The sequence below is a fragment of the Mesonia mobilis DSM 19841 genome, assembly GCF_000423405.1.
In the GTDB taxonomy this organism is placed as follows: Bacteria; Bacteroidota; Bacteroidia; order Flavobacteriales; family Flavobacteriaceae; genus Mesonia; species Mesonia mobilis.
The window spans coordinates 1-17,981 of the sequence record NZ_AUHX01000018.1 but is presented as its reverse complement, the minus strand read 5'-3'; the positions used below and the strand labels follow the sequence as shown (position 1 = coordinate 17,981).

Annotated in this window: 20 protein-coding genes and 1 tRNA gene; 5 read left to right on the top strand and 16 right to left on the bottom strand. The window is 34.7% G+C overall.

Translation table 11 applies throughout. The features are described from left to right. Positions 1-552: 552 nt before the first annotated feature. Positions 553-1,455 (bottom strand): M28 family metallopeptidase, encoded by a 903-nt coding sequence (locus G551_RS0111590; RefSeq protein WP_027885734.1) that lies wholly within the window; start codon positions 1,453-1,455, stop codon positions 553-555. A 90-nt stretch (positions 1,456-1,545) separates the two neighbouring features. On the opposite strand from G551_RS0111590, the gene G551_RS0111585 reads away from it, so the two are divergent. After that, the gene (locus tag G551_RS0111585; RefSeq protein ID WP_027885733.1) at positions 1,546-2,520 is read left to right on the top strand and encodes an ABC transporter ATP-binding protein; all 975 of its coding nucleotides are present in this window, start codon (positions 1,546-1,548) and stop codon (positions 2,518-2,520) included. Here G551_RS0111585 and G551_RS0111580 read toward each other — a convergent pair. Both G551_RS0111580 and mtgA read right to left on the bottom strand, forming a co-directional pair. Next, on the bottom strand, positions 2,517-2,960 hold the full coding sequence (locus G551_RS0111580; protein WP_027885732.1) for a GreA/GreB family elongation factor: 444 nt from the start codon (positions 2,958-2,960) through the stop codon (positions 2,517-2,519). The two genes, G551_RS0111585 and G551_RS0111580, sit on opposite strands and share 4 nt — an antisense overlap. Next, positions 2,960-3,658, bottom strand: a complete 699-nt coding sequence (mtgA, locus tag G551_RS0111575) for a monofunctional biosynthetic peptidoglycan transglycosylase (protein WP_027885731.1) — start codon at positions 3,656-3,658, stop codon at positions 2,960-2,962. The genes G551_RS0111580 and mtgA overlap by 1 nt, the downstream gene beginning before the upstream one ends. 111 nt (positions 3,659-3,769) lie before the next feature. On the opposite strand from mtgA, the gene G551_RS16260 reads away from it, so the two are divergent. After that, positions 3,770-4,513 carry a helix-turn-helix transcriptional regulator gene (locus tag G551_RS16260; RefSeq protein ID WP_027885730.1) on the top strand — a complete coding sequence of 248 codons (744 nt, stop codon included), beginning with the start codon at positions 3,770-3,772 and terminating at the stop codon, positions 4,511-4,513. Between the two features lie 50 nt (positions 4,514-4,563). Here the strand turns inward: G551_RS16260 and accC are convergent, their stop codons facing one another. From accC to pdxA, 6 genes are all read right to left on the bottom strand, one after another. Next, positions 4,564-5,922, bottom strand: a complete 1,359-nt coding sequence (gene accC / locus G551_RS0111565; protein WP_027885729.1) for an acetyl-CoA carboxylase biotin carboxylase subunit — start codon at positions 5,920-5,922, stop codon at positions 4,564-4,566. 86 nt (positions 5,923-6,008) lie between these two features. Further along, the gene (gene accB / locus G551_RS0111560) at positions 6,009-6,509 is read right to left on the bottom strand and encodes an acetyl-CoA carboxylase biotin carboxyl carrier protein (RefSeq protein ID WP_027885728.1); all 501 of its coding nucleotides are present in this window, start codon (positions 6,507-6,509) and stop codon (positions 6,009-6,011) included. 28 nt (positions 6,510-6,537) lie between these two features. Continuing rightward, positions 6,538-7,533: a beta-ketoacyl-ACP synthase III gene (locus tag G551_RS0111555; RefSeq protein WP_027885727.1), complete on the bottom strand. Its 996-nt coding sequence runs from the start codon at positions 7,531-7,533 to the stop codon at positions 6,538-6,540. Positions 7,534-7,742: 209 nt separating this feature from the next. Continuing rightward, positions 7,743-7,940, bottom strand: a complete 198-nt coding sequence (rpmF, locus tag G551_RS0111550) for a 50S ribosomal protein L32 (RefSeq protein WP_027885726.1) — start codon at positions 7,938-7,940, stop codon at positions 7,743-7,745. A gap of 11 nt (positions 7,941-7,951) precedes the next feature. Continuing rightward, complete coding sequence (locus G551_RS0111545; RefSeq protein WP_027885725.1) at positions 7,952-8,494, bottom strand: YceD family protein; 543 nt, start codon at positions 8,492-8,494, stop codon at positions 7,952-7,954. A gap of 72 nt (positions 8,495-8,566) precedes the next feature. Then, complete coding sequence (gene pdxA / locus G551_RS0111540; RefSeq protein ID WP_027885724.1) at positions 8,567-9,613, bottom strand: 4-hydroxythreonine-4-phosphate dehydrogenase PdxA; 1,047 nt, start codon at positions 9,611-9,613, stop codon at positions 8,567-8,569. Positions 9,614-9,666: 53 nt separating this feature from the next. Between pdxA and G551_RS0111535 the strand changes: the two genes are divergently transcribed. Continuing rightward, entirely contained in the window at positions 9,667-10,251 is a 585-nt protein-coding gene (locus tag G551_RS0111535; RefSeq protein WP_027885723.1) for a riboflavin synthase, read from the top strand. Positions 10,252-10,255: 4 nt separating this feature from the next. Here G551_RS0111535 and G551_RS0111530 read toward each other — a convergent pair whose 3' ends face one another. From G551_RS0111530 to mce, 3 genes are all read right to left on the bottom strand, one after another. Then, positions 10,256-10,462, bottom strand: a complete 207-nt coding sequence (locus tag G551_RS0111530) for a PID-CTERM protein-sorting domain-containing protein (protein WP_156876784.1) — start codon at positions 10,460-10,462, stop codon at positions 10,256-10,258. A gap of 131 nt (positions 10,463-10,593) precedes the next feature. Continuing rightward, a tRNA-Ile gene (locus G551_RS0111525) sits at positions 10,594-10,667 on the bottom strand. 53 nt (positions 10,668-10,720) lie between these two features. Then, a complete protein-coding gene (mce, locus tag G551_RS0111520) occupies positions 10,721-11,125 on the bottom strand; it encodes a methylmalonyl-CoA epimerase (protein WP_027885721.1) in 405 nt (134 codons plus the stop codon). A 60-nt stretch (positions 11,126-11,185) separates the two neighbouring features. Between mce and rbfA the strand changes: the two genes are divergently transcribed. Then, complete coding sequence (rbfA, locus tag G551_RS0111515) at positions 11,186-11,581, top strand: 30S ribosome-binding factor RbfA (RefSeq protein WP_027885720.1); 396 nt, start codon at positions 11,186-11,188, stop codon at positions 11,579-11,581. 1 nt (position 11,582) lies between these two features. Then, positions 11,583-12,791: an ABC transporter permease gene (locus G551_RS0111510; protein WP_027885719.1), complete on the top strand. Its 1,209-nt coding sequence runs from the start codon at positions 11,583-11,585 to the stop codon at positions 12,789-12,791. Between the two features lie 88 nt (positions 12,792-12,879). Here the strand turns inward: G551_RS0111510 and dusB are convergent, their stop codons facing one another. From dusB to G551_RS0111490, 4 genes are all read right to left on the bottom strand, one after another. After that, positions 12,880-13,875, bottom strand: a complete 996-nt coding sequence (gene dusB, locus G551_RS0111505) for a tRNA dihydrouridine synthase DusB (RefSeq protein ID WP_027885718.1) — start codon at positions 13,873-13,875, stop codon at positions 12,880-12,882. Between the two features lie 187 nt (positions 13,876-14,062). After that, positions 14,063-16,660 carry a TonB-dependent receptor gene (locus G551_RS0111500; protein ID WP_229797320.1) on the bottom strand — a complete coding sequence of 866 codons (2,598 nt, stop codon included), beginning with the start codon at positions 16,658-16,660 and terminating at the stop codon, positions 14,063-14,065. 94 nt (positions 16,661-16,754) lie between these two features. Further along, on the bottom strand, positions 16,755-17,474 hold the full coding sequence (locus G551_RS0111495) for a GLPGLI family protein (RefSeq protein WP_169558816.1): 720 nt from the start codon (positions 17,472-17,474) through the stop codon (positions 16,755-16,757). A 37-nt stretch (positions 17,475-17,511) separates the two neighbouring features. Continuing rightward, positions 17,512-17,718 (bottom strand): hypothetical protein, encoded by a 207-nt coding sequence (locus G551_RS0111490; protein WP_027885715.1) that lies wholly within the window; start codon positions 17,716-17,718, stop codon positions 17,512-17,514. Positions 17,719-17,981 lie beyond the last annotated feature (263 nt).

Below are 17,981 nucleotides of genomic sequence, written 5' to 3'. Positions count from 1 at the left end.
CATTATTTTTGATTTTATGGAAACTTATCCTCTTAGGTTCTACTACACAAAAATCCAATGTAGCTTTACTAATATCAATGCCAACATAAACATTTTTCATAACTTTGTTTTACTTTGTTGAAGAGATGCTTTTCATCAATAACTCGACTCCTTGATAATGGGCTTTAAATCCCGAATTTCTATTAGAGATTTTGATGAAAGTCTGAACTTGAGTCTGAATCGAACTTTGAACTTTATGTTCTGAGCGAAAATAGTGTACTCAAGTTCAGCTCTCTTTTTTATTAAACTTACTATGAATTTACAAATACAAGTCTAAAGGAGTGATTTACCGAAGTGAAACGGAGGTAAATTGTATCGAGAACTATTCGTAATAACTTCTCGATACAGCTGTTTTCTGCTATCGCTACAAACGCCCAATCAAAGTGACCAAAAAAAGTCAGTTCGAGTAATTTACTGAAGTAAAACGGAGGTAAATTGTATCGAGAACTTTTCTCAACAACTTCTCTATACAATTGCTTTTTCGCTATCGCAAAAAGCAATCATCGAAATGACTTAATCCTGCTCAATAAACCTTAATTCTCTTTTTGAAGTAGCGATCTCCATAAGCGCTTGGTAAATGTAATTGGCAGCATTTACTTCACCGGGGATATTTAAATGCTCGATGGTGTCGCTAGGTTGGTGATAGTGATCGTGACCACCGGTATGAAAACCTAGTACAGAAATGCTTTTTCTGTAAAATGAAACATGGTCTGAACCGCCCACGCCACCGGCGTGAAGGATGGGGTTTAATTCATCTGAATTCGCTAAACTTTTCATTAATTCTACTCCACCGGGAAATGTTCCTGCGCCGCCCATATAGAGGTGTTTTTCTTCATTTAAATGTCCCAACATATCTATATTCATCATTAATTTAATTTGATCGATGGGTACAATGGGGTTTTCTACAAAAAATTGACTTCCGAGTAAACCTTGTTCTTCTGCACCAAAAGCAATAAAAATAATACTGCGTTTCAGTTCATGTTGATGAGCTTTTACTTTTTCTGCAATTTCTAATAAAGCAGCTATTCCACTTGCATTGTCGTCGGCACCGTGATAAATGCTATCTCCTTTTATCCCTAAATGATCGTAATGAGCTCCCAAAACAATCACTTCATCTTTTAAAATCGAATCTTTTCCTTCTACCAAACCCAACACGTTATAAGTTTTCACTATAGAACTGTCTTTTCTCATTTGGGCTTCAAATTCTTGCACCAATACAGAGATTTCATTTTTAGAAAAATCGTCGACTAGGTAATTGACAATGCTATCATTTTCAGGCGTTCCCGGGTATCGCCCTTTTAATTCTTCCGCAGTTAAAAATTCGATATGCTGAGTCAATTCTGCTTCAGTGATTTCTTCTTGAGACTGAGCAAAAACGGTTGTTAGCATAGATAGTAAGAATAAAAAAAACTTCATTTTATTTTTTTAAGTAAAGATACATACTTTCAAAATTCATGAAGACATTTCAAAATTCTAAAGCTTATCTTTGAATAAAATTGCCCATTTATGCTGAAAGTCTCGCAGGTTACTTTTGCTTACCATAACAAAAACACGTTACAAAACATTCATTTTTCTGTTGAAAAAGGCGCACATACGTGCATTATTGGTGAAAGCGGCTGCGGAAAAAGCACCTTATTGAAAGCTATTTTTGGCTTGCTCGATCTAGATGAAGGCAGTATTTATTGGAATGACGAGCAAGTTTTAGGTCCGGCCTTTAATTTGGTACCCGGACACGATAAAATGAAATATCTCGCGCAAGAAGACCATTTGATGCCTTACACGAGCGTTGCAGAGAATATACAAAAGCATTTGAGCCGACAACAGGCAGATTTTAGTGCGCAACGTACCGAAGAGCTTTTAGAAGTGATCGATATGCTTCCTTTTGCGGAAAGTAAAGTGAAAAATTTAAGTGGCGGACAAAAACAGCGAGTTGCTCTAGCGCAGGTTTTGGCTAAAGAACCGGAGTTGCTTTTGTTGGACGAACCTTTTAATTTCATCGATAATTTTAGGAAAAATAAGTTGCGCCGCAACCTTTTTAATTATTTAAAAAAACAGGAAATCACCTGTATTTTCGCAACGCACGATAGCACCGATATGTTAGGTTTTGCCGATCAAGCCTTGGTGATGAAAGAAGGAAAACTAATGGCTAACGATACTTCTGAACAACTGTTTAACTTTCCGCCGAATAAATATGTGGCTTCACTTTTTAAGGAAGTGAACGAATTAGAGCTTGAGCTTTTTGAAGCTTCTGCTGAAGGAAAAGTTTTAATTTATCCCACGGAAATAAAGCTTTCTGAAAACGGAAATTTAACCGCAAAAGTGATCAAATCTTACTTTAACGGAACCAATTATTTTGTAGAAGCTGAAGCCAACAATGGTCAAAAAATTTATTTTAATTCAACTGAATTCTTGGAAGCTTCTGCTACTATTCAGCTTCACGTTGATGAAACATTACTTCAGCAACGAAAAGTAAAAGACTAAAGAATCTTTTTGATAGAAAATTCTTTTTGCTGAAAAATGAACTGTTCCCCTTCTTGTTTACCCAACAGTAATTTGCCAATGGGAGAATTTAAACCAATGGCGTAAAATTTCTCTTCTTCAACCTTAATTTCACCAACAGGAATGGAGATAAAATAGTTGGCTGCGTTGGTTTTTACAATACTTCCTAATTGAACTGTTGTTGAAGCTTTTCGGTTTTCGATCACTGCTAGAACTTCTTTCAATTTTTTAAAACTCTGTAATTGGTTTTGTAATTTATTAATTTCGGTATTTATCATTTCACGCGACGTTTCATATTTATCGCCTGCGCTACTTTTGGTTTCGTTACCTAAATCGTGCTCCAGATCTTTTATTGAGCTTTGTAACCTACTCACACGTTCTTCAACATAATCGGCACATTTTGCTAACAATTTTTCTCTCATCATTTCTTCTTTTCTGCAGTCGGATTTAATTCTAAAGGTCCGTAGTAATTCATTTGTCTAGTGATCCAGGCTTTTCTAGATTGAATATAAGCTGAAGCAGGATTTGCTCGATATTGCATTGGGTTGGGCAAAATAGCAGCGATTGCCGCCGCTTCGTTAGCGCTTAATTGTGATGCCGATTTTTTAAACCAATAGTTGGCGGCAGCTTCGGCACCGTAAACTCCGTTGCCCATTTCAATACTATTTAAATAAACTTCAAGAATGCGTTCTTTGCTCCAAATGGTTTCAATTAAAAAGGTAAAATACACTTCAAGGCCTTTTCTTAGCCAATTTCTGCCCGGCCATAAAAAAACATTTTTTGCAGTTTGCTGGCTAATCGTACTAGCACCGCGAATGCGTTTTCCTTTTTTATTATTTTGAATGGCTTTTTCTATTGCTTTTATATCAAAACCATTATGTTTTACAAAGTTTTGATCTTCACTACAAATCACTGCTTTTTGTAGATTTACAGAGATATTTTCTATCGGTTCCCAATCGTGTTGCCACATTGTTCTTTCTGCGGAAGGAGCCTCGAAATAACGAATAAGCATTAACGGAGTCGTCGGAACGGGAACCCATCTAAAAATGACGACCGAAATAATTGAAATGGCAAAAAACCATAAAATAATTTTTGCTATAAATTTGAAGAGTTTTTTCATTCATCTAATTCTATGGTTGAAATATACGCATAAGTCTGCTGAATGAAATTAAAATAAATACGGAGTAATTAGCTACAGAAATGAATAATATTCCTTAAATTAATCTGTTTTATGGGAGAAATTTATACATCAGACTATATTTCGATTATACGAGAGGAAGATATTTTAATTCAGGAATGGACTAAAATACCTCTGAACACGCAAACATTTCAGCAAGAATTACTCAATTTCTTAGAAGTTTTTAAAACTGAAAGACCAGAGAGTTTATTATGGCTTCAAGAAAATTTTGATTTAGAAATACCCGATGAAATTTATGAATGGATCGAGAAGTGTATTCTCGAACCTCAATATAAAGCCGGCTTAAGAAACCTTGCCTTTACGGTACCAAAAGAACAATATGCACATTTATCGATTATCGAGTCGTTTAACGATGTAAGTTCTATTTTACAACCCAAATACTTTTTAAGCAAAGAAAAGGCCTTAGCGTTTTTAAAAACTAAGAAATCTAAGAGTTTAGAGTTAGATGAAATAGATTACACCATTGAGCGAGCAAACGGAAAGACAAAAATTTGCTTAACAGTAGATCATAAACAATTACCTCATACGATTAAGCATTTAAAAAAACTTAATGCTCAATTTAAGTTTAAAGCAAAGCACTTAAAGCATTTCGAAAAACTTACTTTACGAGAGTTTGAAGTTTTTAAATCGATAAGCTCCGGGATGACTAATAAAGAAATTGCTTCCGCATTAATTATTTCTGAATTAACTATCGCAACGCATCGAAAATCGCTAATCAAAAAGTTGAAAATTAAATCTCCTACCGATTGGGAGATGTATGCAAATACCTTTTTATAAATAAAAAAACCCTCGATAATCGAAGGTTTTTTTATGGGTAATGCGAAGTTTTAATCTTCGTCTTTATATTTTTCATCCATCACAAAGTCTTCCATAAACTTCGTGGTATAATTACCTGAAATATAGGCTTGTTCTTCCATTAATTGTCTGTGGAAAGGGATGGTGGTTTTAATACCTTCGATCACGAACTCATCTAAAGCACGCTTCATTTTATTGATTGCCTCTTCTCTAGTTTGAGCAGTGGTAATTAATTTAGCGATCATAGAATCGTAGTTCGGCGGAATTGCGTAACCACTGTAAACGTGTGTATCGATACGAACTCCGTGACCTCCCGGTGCGTGTAAATTAGTAATTACACCCGGTGATGGTCTAAAACCATTGTAAGGATCTTCAGCATTAATACGACATTCGATCGAGTGTAATTTTGGGTAATAATCTTTCCCAGAAATTGGCACTCCTGCCGCTACTAAAATTTGTTCTCTAATAAGGTCGTAATCAATTACTTGTTCTGTAATTGGATGTTCTACTTGTATACGAGTATTCATCTCCATAAAGTAGAAATTACGGTGTTTATCTACTAAAAACTCCACCGTTCCTGCACCTTCATATTTAATAAATTCAGCAGCTTTTACAGCAGCTTTTCCCATTTTTTCACGAAGATCGTCGGTCATAAACGGTGAAGGCGTTTCTTCAGTTAACTTTTGGTGACGTCTTTGTACCGAACAGTCTCTTTCAGATAAATGGCAAGCTTTACCTCTGCTATCTCCTACAATCTGTATTTCGATGTGGCGAGGCTCTTCGATAAGCTTTTCCATATACATCCCATCATTACCAAAAGCAGCTCCTGCTTCTTGACGAGCAGAATTCCATGCGTCTTCAAGATCTTCTTCTTTCCAAACGGCACGCATTCCTTTACCACCACCGCCGGCAGTTGCTTTAAGCATTACCGGGAAGCCCATACCTTTAGCAACTTTTAAACAGTCGTTATAGTCTTCTAAAATTCCTTCAGATCCTGGTACACAAGGTACTCCCGCAGCTTTCATAGTTGCTTTTGCAGTTGCCTTATCTCCCATTTTCTCGATCATTTCTGCAGAAGCTCCAATAAATTTAATATCGTGCTCTTCACAGATTTTAGAGAATTTTGCATTTTCAGATAAGAAACCATAACCGGGATGAATGGCATCTGCATTCGTAATTTCTGCTGCAGAAATTATATTTGGTATTTTTAGGTAAGATTCGCTACTAGGAGCAGGACCAATACAAACAGCTTCATCTGCAAAACGAACGTGTAAGCTGTCTACATCTGCTTTAGAATATACGGCAACAGTTTTGATGCCCATTTCTTTACAGGTTCTAATTACTCGTAAAGCAATCTCTCCCCTATTAGCAATTAATATTTTTTTAAACATCGCTTGAAATTTTAAATGTTGAATTCTGAATTTTAAATGATTTTAAATGAAGCGGGGCTACATTCAAAATTTGCATTTAAAACTTCTTAAGATGGGTCTATTAAGAATAGTGGCTGGTCAAACTCTACCGGTGAAGCATCGTCTACCAATACTTTTACAATTTTACCACTTACTTCACTTTCAATTTCGTTGAAAAGTTTCATTGCTTCGATCACACAAACAACATCACCTTCTTTTATGCTGTCTCCTACTTCTGCAAAAACAGGTTTGTCTGGAGATGGTTTACGATAAAAAGTACCGATAATTGGAGATTTTACAGTAATGTATTTGGCATCGTCTTCTTCTTTGGCAGGAGCCGCTTTTGGAGTTGCCGGAGCAGCTGGTGCTTGAGGAGCTTGCTGCATTGGTTGTTGCATTTGTGGTGCTTGCTGCATACCTCCCATTGGGATTTGCTGCACAATTGTAGTTTCTTTCTCTTCTGAAGAAGTTTTAATGGTGATCTTTACATCATCCATTTCTAACTTAACTTCACTTGCTCCAGATTTTGCAACAAATTTTATTAAATTTTGTATTTCCTTTAATTCCATAATTATAAGGTTTTTTTCATTTTAATAGTTAAGAGTTATATGCCCATTTTAGGTAGATAGAACCCCAAGTGAATCCTCCACCGAATGCGGCAAAAACTAAATTATCTCCTTTCTTAAGTTTGCTTTCAAAATCGCTTAACAATAAAGGTAAAGTTGCAGAAGTAGTATTTCCGTATCGCTGAATGTTCATTAATACCTTTTCTTCTGGCACACCCATTCTGTTTGCTGTAGCATCGATAATTCTTTTATTGGCTTGGTGAGCTACCAACCAATTTACATCTTCATCGGTAAGATTATTTCTTTCCATAATCTTAGCGCTTACATCTGCCATATTAGATACCGCAAATTTAAATACGCTTTTCCCGTCTTGATGCACGAAGTGTTGTCTGTTGGCTACCGTTTCTTCGTTTGCAGGAAGTAACGAACCACCGGCATCGATCTTCAAGAAATTTCTTCCGATACCGTCACTTCTTAAGTACTCATCTTGCAAGCCTAAGCCTTCTTCATTAGGCTCAAAAAGCACGGCACCTGCACCATCACCAAAGATAATGCAGGTTGCCCTGTCTGTGTAATCGATAATTGAAGACATCTTATCGGCTCCAATTAATAGTATTTTTTTATAGCGACCAGATTCAATATAGCTTGCCGCGGTAGACATACCATATAAAAAACTAGAGCAAGCAGCCTGTAGATCGAACGAAAATGCATTGGTTGCTCCTATTGAAGAAGCGGTAAATGCTGCTGTTGAAGCTACCGGCATATCTGGCGTTGCGGTAGAAAAAATAACTAGATCAATCTCTTCTGGATTAATATTATTTTTCTCTATTAAATTTTTAGCTGCTTGAATTCCTAAAAATGAAGTTCCTTTATCAGGATCTTTTAGAATTCTTCTTTCTTTTATACCTGTACGGGTAGTAATCCATTCATCATTGGTATCTACCATGCTTTCTAACATTTTATTGGTTAGTACATGGTCTGGAACATAAGATCCTACAGCGGTTATTGCCGCGCTAACTTTGTTCATATAATAGGGTTTATATCACAAAAATAATTGTAAACCTACAAATTACGTTCGATATATCATAAATTTTTGAAGGAATTGGCTTTTTTGAATTCAAAAAAGTGCTTCAAATTTTTATGAATTTGGTAATTTATAAACTTATTTTTCACAAAAAACAAAACCCACTACCGGATTACCGGTGTGGGAATGTTATCTTTTTAAGAAGCAATTATTTAGGCTTCTACTTCTTCTGTATTGTCAATTAAAACTTGACCTCTGTAGTAAAGTTTTCCTTCGTGCCAGTGAGCTCTGTGGTATAAGTGAGCTTCTCCAGTAGTAGGATCTTTAGCGATTTGAGGCGCTGTAGCTTTATAATGAGTTCTTCTTTTATCTCTTCTTGTTTTAGATATTTTTCTCTTAGGATGTGCCATAACTCAAAATATTATTTATTATCGTTCAGTAAATTTTTTAATTTATTCCAACGAGGATCTATTTCCTCTTCTTCTTTCTTTGTTTCTTTTTGTTTAGGTTGAAGTTCTTCTAGTTTGTCGAGTACTTCAGATTCTAAGGTTCCGTCTTCAACACCGGGATGAACCCTTTTATAAGGTATTGCTAAAACAATTGCCTCATAAATGTATTGTTGAATTTCTAATTCGTATTCACCGTGTGGTAAGATTAACAGGTCTTCATTTTCATCGTTATACTCTTCACCAAACTTTACTACCAATTCTAACGTATTTTCAACCGGCTGATCAAAAGGTTCGTTAGTCACATCGCAGTTAATATTTACTTTTCCTTCAATAGAAAAGCGTAAATCTAGCATATTAGGCTTTTTCTCTAACTCTAGATCTACTTTAACATCGACGTGATTAAAATCGTCGTACTCAAAATGTTCAAAGAACTGATCATCAATTTGATAATCGTAATGATGCCTCCCTGTTTTTAATCCTACAAATTGGATTGTAAACTCTTTTAACTTCTTCATCTCATCATCCTTTTCGGGCGTGCAAATATATAAAATATAATTAATTAGCTATCTTTATCAACAAAAAAATGTTTATAATTTTTTTGATTGCTTCTGAAGCTGATTTTTAGTGAGCTTTAAATACTCTTTTCTACATTTAAAAATTTCTATGGAAGCAAAGACTGCTTCTTTAAAAGAGGTAAAATCTGCCTCACCTTTCCCGGCAATTTCGTAAGCGGTTCCGTGATCTGGAGAGGTTCTAATTCTTGAAAGTCCCGCCGTGTAATTTACACCTCTACCAAACGAAAGCGTTTTAAATGGTATTAAACCTTGATCGTGATAAGCAGCAATTACAGCATCAAAATTCTGATAATTTTTAGTTCCGAAGAAGCTGTCTGCCGAATATGGCCCGTAAACTAAGGTTCCTTTTTCGTTAATTTTTAAAATAGTGGGTTTTAAAATTTCTTCATCTTCCTTGCCAATAACTCCGTTATCGCCACTATGCGGATTAATACCTAAAACGGCAATTTTAGGTTTCTGAATTCTAAAATCTTTCTTTAATGTATCGTGAATAATGGTTACTTTTTTCTGAATTAATTCCGGAGTAATTTTTTCAGCAACATCTTTAACCGCTACGTGATCGGTAAGCAAACCTATTCTTAAATTTTTACAGATCATTAGCATGAGACTGTCACCTTTCATCGCTTTTGCTAAATAATCGGTATGCCCAGGAAAATTAAATTCTTCAGACTGAATTACATTTTTATTTATTGGCGCAGTAACTAAGGTGTCTATTTCTTTTTTAATAAGCGCTTCGGTAGCACCTTCAAGAGATTTCACTGTAAACTTGCCTAGAAATTTATCTTCTTTACCAAAATTGATTTTTGTGTTCTCTTTCCAAACATTAACCACATTAATTTTTCCATCAATCACTTTCGAGGCATTTTCTATGCCCTGAAAATTTACATTTAGCTTAAAATGTTTTTTATAAAAGGAAAGTAATTTAGTGTTCGCAAAGATTACCGGCGTACAGAATTCTAACATTCTAGGGTCCTGAAAAGTTTTTAGAATAATCTCACTTCCTATTCCGTTTAAATCTCCTATGCTTATTCCTATTCTTACTTTTTGTGCTTTTTTCATATAAATAATGACTACTTTTGCGTTGAACAAAGGTAACTAAATAATCTTCAAATATGTTCACCGGAATTATAGAAGAGGTCGCTACCGTACATCATTTAGAAAAAGAAAATGATAATCTGCACCTCACGATCAAAGCAAATTTTACTTCAGAACTAAAAATAGATCAAAGCGTTGCTCATAACGGAGTTTGTTTAACCGTTGTTGAAATTAATAATGATTTATTTAAAGTAACTGCCATTAAAGAAACTTTAGACAAAACAAATTTGGGGAATCTAACAGTTGGAGATTCTGTTAACCTTGAAAGAGGGATGATCTTAGGAGAACGCCTTGACGGACATTTGGTACAAGGTCATGTAGATCAAATAGGAACTTGTATTGAGAAAACCTCACAAAACGGAAGTCATATTTTCACATTTAAGTACGATGAAAGTCTAGGCAATGTAACGATCGAAAAAGGATCGATCACGGTAAATGGGGTTAGCCTTACTGTAGTAAATAGCAAGGAAGATAGATTTAGTGTAGCAATTATACCTTACACTCTAGAACACACAACGTTTAACAAAATTGTATCTGGAGATATCGTCAATTTAGAATTTGACGTTATTGGGAAATATGCAAAAAGACTTTATAAGCAATAAAGAATTACTTCTTTTTGCTTTTTAAAGACCTTACTCCAACAACTGCACCAGCTGCTAAAAATACAGACACAAAACCATCTACAGGAAAACCTGGAGGTGGAGGTGATGGATCACCACTAGGATCATCTGGATCTCTACTTTGGAAAGCATACGAGTCTACTGTAAGTAGACTTAATCCTAAAACTAAAAGTATATATTTTATTTTCATCATAAGAGGCGCTAAATTAAAGATTATTATATATATACCACACTTATTAATCTTAAAAAATCATTAATAAAATTCTAAAAATTTTATAATTAATAGACTTTTTAATTGAATGACCTCTATTGTTCAAAAAAAAGTGGACCCAGATGGGCTCGAACCATCGACCCCCTGATTATGAGTCAGGTGCTCTAACCAGCTGAGCTATGGGTCCTGAACAGTGGACAAAAATATGTAATACAACTATACCAAACAAATTTATTTTGGTTATTTGTTTATATCTTCACACAGCTCTACCAAAACCCCTTGAGCCGACTTTGGATGAAGGAAAGCTATCTTTTTTTGATCTGCTCCTCTTTTTGGCTGATCGTTTAAAAGCTTAAAACCTTCTTGTTGAAGCCTTTCAATCTCATCTTCAATATTATCTACGTAAAAAGCAATATGGTGGATTCCTTCTCCGCGTTTTTCTATGTATTTTGCAATGGCGCTGTCTTCGCGCGTGGCTGCCAATAATTCAATTTTACTTTCTCCTACTTCAAAAAAAGAGGTAGTTACTCCTTCACTTTCTACAGCTTCTTCTTTGTAAGGCTTTGTATTTAGCAGTGTTGAGTATAATTGATTGGCTTCAGCTAAATTTTTTACGGCAATACCAATATGTTCTATTTTCTTCATTTTGAATAAATTTTAGACTAGCAAAATAACAAATCCTTTTAAATAAACTATTTTTGTACTATGGAAGAGACAAATAGACAGAAAAAAATTGGAGGCGTTTTACAACGTGATCTTGCCGATGTGATTCAGCAGGAATTAAAAAGAAATAATGTAACCGGGATCATCGTTTCGGTTTCTAAAGTAAAAGTAACGACAGATTTATCGATCGCTAAGGCTTATGTAAGTATTTTTCCGGCAAAAGATGCTGAAGGTTTGCTTAACGAGTTAAAATCCATTAAATCTAAGTTGAAGCATGAGCTTGCACAACGTACTAAAAACCAATTGCGTAAAATGCCTGAGCTTAATTTTTACCTCGACGATTCTTTAGAATATATCGAAAGCATCGAGAAAGCTGTAAAAGGGGAAGAAAACCCTATTGAAAATCCTGATTTATTAGATAAGCGAAAAAAATCTTAAGTTGAATTTTTCCTACTATATCGCCAAGCGCTATTTATTTACAAAAAGTAAGAATAACGCCATCAACATTATTACAATTATTGCAAGTATTGGTGTTTTTGCCGGCGCTATGGCTTTATTTATCGTACTTTCCGGATTTTCGGGACTTAAAGAATTTAGTCTTTCTTTTTCTAATAAGTTTGATCCCGATCTAAAAGTATTGCCAAAAACAGGAAAATATTTTATTTATTCTGAAGAGCAACAGCAACAACTTCTTCAAATTGAAGGAATTAAAATTACTTCCAAAGTTATTGAAGAACGCGTTTTACTCAACTTTAAAGACAAAAATGTTCCTTCGTCTTATATAAAAGGAGTCGATGAAAATTTTCTAAAAGTAAACGCTGTCGATAGCACTTTATTGGCAGGAACTTGGCTTCATCAAGACGAAAAACAAGTGGTAGTAGGTAATGGTATTTCTAGAAAACTCTCGATTGGGGTTGCCGGTTACGGAGATGTTTTACGAATTTTTGTACCCAAACCGGGAAAAGGACAAGTTTCTAACCCGAACAATGCTTTTAATGCGATCTCTTCGATGGTAATCGGTATTTATAGCATTAACGAAGACCTCGATAATAAATACGTTTACGCTCCATTTTCTTTAGCTCAAAACTTACTAGAACTAAATGAAAATGAAATTTCTGCTATCGAAATTAGCTTAACCGATACAGCCAATGTAGATGAAGTAAGAGCAGCTATTCAGCAAATATTTCAACAAAACGTTTTAATTAAAGATCGTGTACAACTTAACGATAAACTTTATAAAATGCTGAATACTGAAAATTTAGCGGTTTATCTAATTTTTACATTAATCTTGATTATCGCGCTATTTAATGTTGGCGGAGCGATCGTTATGGCTATTCTTGATAAGCAACACAACATAAAAACACTTTACAATTTAGGGGCAAATATTCATCAAATTAGAAGGGTTTTCTTTTTGCAAGGAACGTTACTTACTTTTTTTGGAGGCGTTTTAGGTTTGGCTATAGCTTGTGTTATTATTTTACTTCAGCAGCAATTTAGCTTAGTGATGATCACGCCAAGTTTGCCTTATCCCGTTTTATTTGAAGCTAAAAACTTAATGATCGTTTTCTTAACCATTATGTCTTTAGGGATTATTGCTTCGTATATTGGTTCTACACGAATAAAACGAGTCATCGAAATCAACTCTTAAACTGCTAATTTTTTACTGATTAGAAATAGAATAATTAGAGCCCGAATAAAGTTCAGGATGACTAACTATTTAAAGATTTAGAAGAATATTATCGTGTAAACTGAAAGTCTCCAAATTCTTTTTCGGCTTCATCGAAAGCTTTAAACACATCTTCAGGCTCATCGCTGGTCACCATTTTCATTCGGTGTTCTTTAAAATGCGGAATTCCCTTAAAGTAATTGGTGTAATGACGTCTGGTTTCAAAAACGCCTAAGCGATCACCTTTCCAATCGATCGCCATTTGCAAATGTCTTCTTGCAGCATCTAAACGCTCGGCCATTGTTGGCGGGTCTAAATGTTCTCCGGTTTCAAAATAATGTTTTACTTCTCTAAAAAACCACGGATAACCAATGCTGGCACGACCGATCATCGCTCCGTCTAAACCAAACTCATCTCGCATTTTCACTGCTTTTTCTGGAGAATCTACATCGCCATTTCCAAAAACAGGAATATACATTCGCGGATTGTTTTTTACCTCTGCGATCGGTTTCCAATCGGCTTCACCTTTATACATTTGGGCGCGGGTTCTTCCGTGAATAGAAATGGCTTGGCAACCCACATCTTGTAAACGCTCGGCAACCTCAACGATTTTAATAGAATCGTGATCCCAACCTAAACGCGTCTTTACAGTTACTGGAAGTTTGGTATGTTTCACCATCGCTTCTGTTAGCGAAACCATCAAATCGATGTCTTTTAAAATTCCGGCGCCGGCGCCTTTAGAAACTACTTTTTTTACCGGGCAACCGAAATTAATATCAATAATATCAGGACCCGATTTCTCGACAATTTCGACCGACTCTAACATCGATTCTAAATTGGCTCCGAAAATCTGAATACCCACCGGGCGTTCTTTCTCGTAAATATCAAGTTTCATGACGCTTTTCGCAGCGTCACGAATGAGTCCTTCTGAAGAAATAAATTCAGTATACACCACATCGGCGCCTTGTTCTTTACACAACGCTCTGAATGGTGGATCGCTCACATCTTCCATTGGGGCTAACAACAACGGAAATTCTCCTACATCTATATCTCCTATCTTTGCCAAAACTGAATGTTATTTAGGTGTTTGAATCGGCAAAATTAATAAATAAGTATGAACTGCTCATTTTTTAAGCTGAAGTTTCCCTGAAATTCTCGCAAAAGGGATAGAAATGTACATCCTTTTTTTGCTTCGATATATGGCAAAAAAAGATGGCAATGGATAGCCCGGGCCGCAGGCTTTGCCCTAATTTTTATAATTTATAAGAAAGTTTAAACAGAATGGTTCTGGGTTGCAAGTAAATATTACGGTCGGTCACAATAAATTGGTTGAATGAATTTTCGTTTTTATACTGAATATCGAACACATTATCTACATCGATCTCGAAACCCCACGGACTGTCTTCTTTGTTGTAATATAAAGATACATTACCCACCTCAAAACGATTGATCTGATTGGTATTTTTGTTCTCGTAATAATTATAGGTGTAATCGGCTTTAAAAATAAAATCGTTTAGAAAATCCCATTCTAAATAGGCATAGGGATTAATTTGAGTGAAGTTATTTTTGAAACTAGCCGACTCGAAATTGCTAAAACGCTGCTCCCAACCCAACGTTAAATTAGGCCATTCTTTAAAACGAGTTTGAGCTTTAAGCGTGTAACGGTAATTTTCTGATTGGTAATCGTTTACATTGTTGTTAATAATTCTAGAATAGTCGGATAAGTTGATATTCCCCCGAAGAGTAAAACTGTATTTGGATATTTTTTTGGTTAAAGAACCGGTTAACGCATAAGTATTTTCTGGTAAGCTTGTATAAATTGAAGTGCTTACTTGGTCGATCCCTTCAATTTGCGTTGTATTTCTTATCGATCTTTCTCGTTTAGTGTAATTTAGATTAGCGTTTAAAAATATACCTTTAAACATATTAAACTGTCGGTAACGTAAAGATGCCGAATGAAAAAGCTGATTTTCTAAATTTTCGTTACCGCGATATAATTGATTAAAACTTACCAATCGCAATCTGTTTGCGTATTGCGAGGCATTGGTAAAACTGGTTTTTAATTGGTAATCGAGTTCTAGTTTTTCTGCGGAAGAAATTTCGTATTCAATATTTAATTCTGGTAGCCAGACACTTTTTTGTTGATTGGCAATTTGATCTGAAAACTGATTCACTTTCCAAAAATAAGAATGATACATGATGCCTGGTTTAAAAATGACATCACCGACTTTGGCTTTGTATTGAAAACCAATATAATTATCTGTTAGGCGAAAATTTAAATCGTTATTGAAACCGTTTTGCTGAAAACTGTTGAAGTTTCCGTTTGCTAAGATTTGTTGATCTAAGGTAGAAAACGATTCGTCTAAAAAAGTGAAACCCACTCGCGGATAAATATGGTTGAAGTTATTAAGCACCCAGTAATGTTTTAAGTCTAAGGTTGCTTGGTGTTTTTGGGTGGCGGTTTGTTGTAATAAATTGAAAAAATTACCGTCTTGCTGAAACGGAATTAAATTGGTAAATATTGGTTGATTAAACAACCAATCGTTATCGGTTTCTTGATCGCTGTACTTATAATTAGCGATTAGGGTTGACGTATGCTCGTAAGAAAACTGTTTGTTATAGCGTATTTCTTGATTTACCGAAACATTTTTTGGTTGTTGCTGAATTTGCGTAAGCGTGGTATCTATCGTTGTAAATGAATTTAGATTTTGGTAAGCATCACCATTAGAGGTTTTTATAAATGCCTCGTATGCCAAATCGTTTTCATCGTCGGGTTGGTAGCGTAACTTGAGTTTATTTAAGCTGAACAACATCGTATTTTCTTGTATGGTTTCTCTAAACTCATCGAGATTATCTTCTGCTAAATACGTAAGACTATTGGTGGTTCTGGTTTGAGTTTTCCCTTTATTAACAATAGAAAATGCTTCTAAGCGAAGTTTGGGATTAATTTGTTGTGAAATACTCCCAGCGCCAAAATCATTTTTTTGATATACAAAATCTTCCTGATTTAAAAACTGGGCAAAATCGCTACTATAAACATCTCCAAAACTGGTAGAACCCTCTAGCATAGCGGCATAACCACCTTCAAAATTAATATAATCTTGCATGGTAAAGCTCTTTTTACCAATGTTATTAAAATCTGCGATTACATTTACCGCCGTTTTAGGGCTGTAATAAAATAAAGTGGGATGAATGAGGTAACGATCTTTAATACCGCCACCGGCTTCGAGATCGCCGAATAAAAATTTCTTTTTGCCTTCTTTTAATTTAATGTTGAGCGCCATTTGGTCGCTATCGCTAAGGCCTTTTAAAAACCCGACTTCGTTGTAATTGTCGAGTGCTTCGACCTCATCTACGGCATCTGCGGGAATATTATTAACGCCCAATTTGGTGTCTCCGGTAAAAAAGGTTTTGCCTTCGACCATGAGTTTAGTCACCTTTTTACCGTTGACGGTCACATTCCCTTCTCGATCTACTTCTACGCCGGGCAGCTTTTTTAAGACTTCTCGCAACTTACGTTCTTCACCGGTTTTAAACTGATCTGTGCGATAAGTAATGGTATCTTCTTTTACAATGACCGCCATTTCTTGTTTAATAATCACTTCTTCTAGACTCTCGGTGCTTTTTTGTAAATAATAATCTTTTTGGCTGTTTGCCGTGAATTTTACCGTATCGGTTACTTTAGAAAAACCCATATGGGTAATTTCTAATTGGTAGCTTACGGCTTCTGCTAAATTTAATTTATAACGTCCTTGAACATCGGTAATCGCAAAAGTAATTTCTTGGCTCTCGGTTAATGGCGTTGCGATAAGATTGGTGTACGGGACTGGGTTTTGTGTACTATCGAGCACCTTGCCTTCTAACTTTAGTTCTTGGGCAGATAAAGATGAAAACCTTGTTAAGAGTAACAGGGCTAAGACTAATATTTTGAAATTTTGTATATTTTTAATTAAAATCTTTAAGAATTTTACTATTTAATTTTAAAATCATATTCTCAAATTCTTCTTGGGTTAATACATTATTACTTTTTAAACTTTTTATATCCGTTTCTATATTTTCTTCTATAGTACTAACTGAAATAATTGCTTTTTTTAAATGTATCTCAACTATTAGTCCTGGTAAACCCATAAAAATATCTGGTCCAGCACTTAAAGGTATTGATGGGGTAAACCAAACATCTACTTCTATTTTTTTATCAGATATGGGATCATAATATGCACCTTTGGCATTTCTTGCCTTTAAACCCAAAATTGTTTTAACACTATCATTAATTTTCCAATTAAATTCATGAAAACTTCTTTTAACGGTAAAATTACGATCTAAAAGGTTTCTAATAAAAATGATAGAATAATTTTCAAAGTCTGTGTAAATTTTTTCGTTAAAAGAAGTGAATAATTTTGAACCCTTTATATAAATATGCTCTAAACGATCTTTATTACCTATTTGTAATTGTTCCTCTTTTTTAAAGATAGAGTTTTTTTGATTCGCAATTAATACATAATTAGTATTTCTAGCATACTCAACAATTTTTTTAACGATTTGCTTTGTGCTCTCAGATTTATCATCAATTTTTTCTTGTAAAATTGGCTCAACTTTATAAATTACTTTGTAGGTAGTTTGTGAATTACTATTATTCGTAAATAGCAACAAAACAACTACCTTCAAAGCAAAAATTTTTCTACTAAAAAAAAACTTCATCAATTTAATTGAAAGTTATATCACCATTTTCGCAGGCTGCTGTAAGATCATTTACTAATCCTACATTATCAATATTAATTTCTCCATCTAATATAATCACAAGTTCTCTTGCTCCTTGGAAACAGCTTTTTTCTTTCACTTTTGCATTCGCATCTAAACTAGTAAATGAAAATCCAGTTAGTAACACGGTTAAGATTAATAATTTTTTCATCATTTTAAAGTTTATGACCTTATCTTTTAAGGTCGGTTGTACAAAATTATGCACATTTATAAATTTAGGTTGTGCAGCCTATTCGTGTCGTTTCTTCGGCATAAAAATTGTACATTTGTAGTGCAAGTTAAACCTACGGTTTTATGCCATGTGGTTATAGAGGGCTCCAAATTTTTTGGGGCTTCTCTTTTTAGTAGCTAGAACATCATATATTTTAAAGTTGTTTCTCCGAAAGTAAAAAAAAAAAAACGGTTTAGCCTAAT